The organism is Faecalibacterium sp. AF28-13AC, from assembly GCF_003478405.1.
GTDB lineage: Bacteria > Bacillota > Clostridia > Oscillospirales > Ruminococcaceae > Faecalibacterium > Faecalibacterium prausnitzii_E.
In genome coordinates this window covers 301,353-304,855 of record NZ_QUFG01000005.1, presented here as the reverse complement: position 1 = coordinate 304,855, position 3,503 = coordinate 301,353, and the positions used below count along the sequence as shown (strand labels likewise).

The 3,503-nt window shown below is 54.8% G+C and carries 4 protein-coding genes; all 4 read right to left on the bottom strand.

The annotated features are described in order from the left end of the window. Positions 1 to 47: 47 nt before the first annotated feature. A complete protein-coding gene (locus DWY95_RS09565; RefSeq protein ID WP_005927770.1) occupies positions 48 to 911 on the bottom strand; it encodes a VirB6/TrbL-like conjugal transfer protein, CD1112 family in 864 nt (287 codons plus the stop codon). A 103-nt stretch (positions 912 to 1,014) separates the two neighbouring features. Then, positions 1,015 to 1,230, bottom strand: coding sequence for a Maff2 family mobile element protein (locus DWY95_RS09560; protein ID WP_005922889.1), 216 nt, complete (start codon positions 1,228 to 1,230; stop codon positions 1,015 to 1,017). Between the two features lie 47 nt (positions 1,231 to 1,277). Next, complete coding sequence (locus DWY95_RS09555; RefSeq protein WP_118553340.1) at positions 1,278 to 3,083, bottom strand: VirD4-like conjugal transfer protein, CD1115 family; 1,806 nt, start codon at positions 3,081 to 3,083, stop codon at positions 1,278 to 1,280. Next, a partial coding sequence (locus DWY95_RS09550; protein ID WP_243082687.1) for a PcfB family protein occupies positions 3,080 to 3,503 on the bottom strand: 424 nt, incomplete at its 5' end. The genes DWY95_RS09555 and DWY95_RS09550, both read right to left, overlap by 4 nt.

The window sequence follows — 3,503 nt, the reverse complement described above, 5'->3', positions numbered from 1 at the left end:
GTCAAATCTTTGGGAACGGTCACATACGCCATTCAAACGCTCCTTTCTCAATGGGCACCAAACACAGATTTGCTGATGCTGCCGGTCTTGAACAGACAGAAACAGAGTAGAACGGTGTAGCCCATGCAGCCCCAGATAGCCCCGGCAATGTCCGCCGCGCCCGAAATGTTGCGTATCAGCACCGCGTAAATGCCCACGACAATCATAATCAGGAACGCTTGGAAACCCAGTGCCAGCAAAGACTTCAAATAATTCTGCCCGGTGCTGCGCCACTCGCTGCTGCCCATGGTGGCAAGCGGGATAGGCCCTAACGCCGTGACCACATAAATCTCGATCATGCGGCCGTAGGTCACAAGGAAAATACAGATAGACAGGATGTTCATGGTCAGGCCCACCACAAGGGTCTGGAACCACAGGCTGAGCAGACTGCCGATGGTCATGCTTTCCAGCTGAAATTCCAGTCCGGGTATCAGGCGGTCAAAGTGGATGGACGTTTCACCGATGATAACGCCGGAACTTTGGTTGACAACGCTCTGGGTGGCATCGAACACGCCCATGACGATGTTCCATGTGTTGCTGACAATGAGGATGGCAAATGCAGACTTGAAAATCCAGCGGAAGAACATGGAGGTGTCAAAGTCGTGCATATTGTTCTTTTCGGTAATCATCTGGATAAGCTCATGGCACATCACAAGGGCAAGGATAGCCGCTGCAATGGGCAGCACCACCGTTTCGGAAAGACTGCGCAGCATATTGAAAATGCCGCTGTTCCACGCCTGCGGGGTAGAGCCGACATCCGAAGCGATTTCGCCCACCTTGGCGTTCACGTTATCGAACAGGCCGGAGAGGTTGCCCGTAATGCCATCTATCAAAATGCCTTTTATCCATTTCTCGATGATCTCACTAATCAAGCAAAGATACCTCCTTTCCCGCGCCCTCCCATGTGAGAGGGAGAGCGCGGAGTAGGATTTTAAGTGTTAGTCGTTCGGAAAATTGTGGGCAGCGATGCAGGACTTAGCCCAGCAGCCCGGACAGCAGCGGGACAAGGGTCACGCCGATCAGAGCAACGCCGCCGCCCGCGACCAGCTGCTTCACGCCCTGGCTCTTGCTGCCGGGGTTATCCTGTCCATAGCCCTCCAACAGGTTGATGCCGCCCCAGACACACAGGGCACCGCCCAGACCGACCACGATGGTCTGCAAAGTATCGACTGCGCTGTTGAAAAATTCCATAAGGTCCTCACTTTCTGCCGCTTGTTCTGCGGCACTCAAAAATAAAATTATTCGGCTGCATTTTCATCTGACAGGTCAATTTCATACAGGTCAAAACTTTCGTCCTGTGCGACCACCTGCTGCCGCTTCCGGCGCAGGGTGGATAAGAACCTGTCCACATCAAAGGTGTTTTTCTTGTCCGCGTCTGCAAGGTACTTGTAGTGCGGGTGTTTGGTAATGTCGAACTTCTCCGAGAAGAACGGCCTCACGCCACGCAGCTGCAAAATACATCTGCCGCCGTCCATGATTGCAATTTCGTCCTCTGACATCAACGCCTTTCCTAATTTTTGATAGTTCAGTCCGTGGGAGGTTTGAGAGCCCCGGTTCTCGCTGGTGTTGAAACTGTCGATGGTCTCTTTCCCCAGCGCATCGGAGATCTCTTTGGCATTTTTGCCCCGCCCACTCAAAAAGAGAACAGAATCGCAGTTGTCCGAAATGATTTCGGCCGCATCCTTGTAGATAGCTTTCAGCTGCGACTGGCTCTGCAAGATGATGGATGCCGAGATTTCCCGGCTGCGGATGGTGGCGATCAGCTTGTCGAAGTTGGGAACCTGTCCGATGTTGGCGAACTCGTCCAGAATCAGCCGCACATGGACAGGCAGCCGACCACCGTATTTATCATCCGCACGGTCACACAGCAGGTTGATAAGCTGGCTTTGGAGCATGGCGAGAATGAAGTTGAAGGTGGTGTCTGTGTCGCTCATAATCAAAAATAGCACGGTCTTTTCATCCCCAATGGTGTCCAGTTCCATTTCATCGTCCTCCATCAGCTCCCGCACCTCCCGGATGTCAAATGGGGCTAAACGGGCACCACAGCTTATCAGGATGGAGGAACGGGTCTTGCCGGCCGACAGCAAAAACTTTTTGTACTGCCGGACGGCGAAGTGGTCCGGGTCTTTCTGTTCCAGCCGCTCAAACATGAGGTCTACCGGGCTTTGAAAATCCGGGTCGTCCTCGCGGGCTTCACTGGCGTTTATCATTTCCAGCAGGGTGGTGAAGTTCATTTCCTCTGCCGGGGCCTCGTACCAGATGTAGCCGATAAGCGCGGTGTAGAACAGCCGTTCCGACTTCACCCAAAAATCTTCCGCTGACTTTTCGCCCTCGCCCTTGGTGTTGGCGATAAGTGTATTCACCAGCTTCAGCACGTCCTTTTCCGAGTGGATGTAGACAAAGGGGTTGTACTTCATGGACTTGGAAAAGTTTATCGTGTTCAGGATTTTCACCCGGTAGCCTGCCCGCTGGAACATTTGGCCTGTTTCGAGAACCAGTGTGCCTTTTGGGTCTGTGACCACGAATGAGGTGGGATAGTCGGAAGTGGGGAAACATTGCATGAGGTTGGGCTTGACGTAAAACCGCGTCTTGCCGCTGCCGGAGCCGCCGATCACCAGCACATTCTTGTTCCGGGCCGTCTTGGGGTCTTTGGGCCGCCCGGTCATGGTCAGGCGTTCGGTCTGGGTCAGCAGGATGTTGTTTTCAAACTTGGGGTCGATGTAGGGGGCAATATCCTTGGCGGTGCCCCACCGGGCAGAGCCGTATTCTTCACCCTTGCGGTACTTCTTGGCGTTCTTGCCCTTGCTGTACACAATGAGACGGACAGCCACCGCCCCAACAACGCCCACGCACAGGTCAAACGGATGCAGGCTGGGCAGCGGGTTTGCAAAGGCGGCGGAGATGCCGCTCGTCAGGTGGAGCAGCTTTGCCGAAGCATCCACGCCCGCAGCCAGACGGTACGCCTGCCCGCATTTGGCGAACAGGTACACGAACAGCAGATACGGCAGATTCAGCAACAGCAGTTTTTTCAGTTCAGGCTTCATCGTTCCAGCCCCCTTTGCTTGATTTTTTCCTTCGCACGTTTCGGCTGCTGGGCGGCTTTCTGCTTGGCTGCTGCCAGCACCTTGCGGATAGAGGGCCGCTGCTCCTTGGTGAGCGTTTTGGCCGTGAACTCCCGGAACGCCTGTTCCAGATTGTCCGCATCCTTGGCCTTGAAGATCACGATGTAGTGGGGCGGCTGGGTGGTCTTGTCCTTGCGCAGGGTAAAGTCCACGCCGTACTTCTTGGCGCAGGGCTTGAACGCCCCGATGTTCGCCTCCGTGACTTCAATGTTGGTCAGGGCTGCGCCGTGGGCTTTCAGCTGTTTCAGGCTTTGCTTGCCGTGATGCAGCTTTGGCCCCTTGGCCCGGTGCTGCAAGTATTTTTTCAGCGCAGCTTGCAGGGCTTGGGAGGTGAGCTTGCCT

Coding starts and splice junctions, on each gene's coding strand:
- DWY95_RS09560 (WP_005922889.1), bottom strand. CDS start 1,230: ATGGAATTTTTCAACAGCGCAGTCGATACTTTGCAGACCATCGTGGTC.
- DWY95_RS09555 (WP_118553340.1), bottom strand. CDS start 3,083: ATGAAGCCTGAACTGAAAAAACTGCTGTTGCTGAATCTGCCGTATCTG.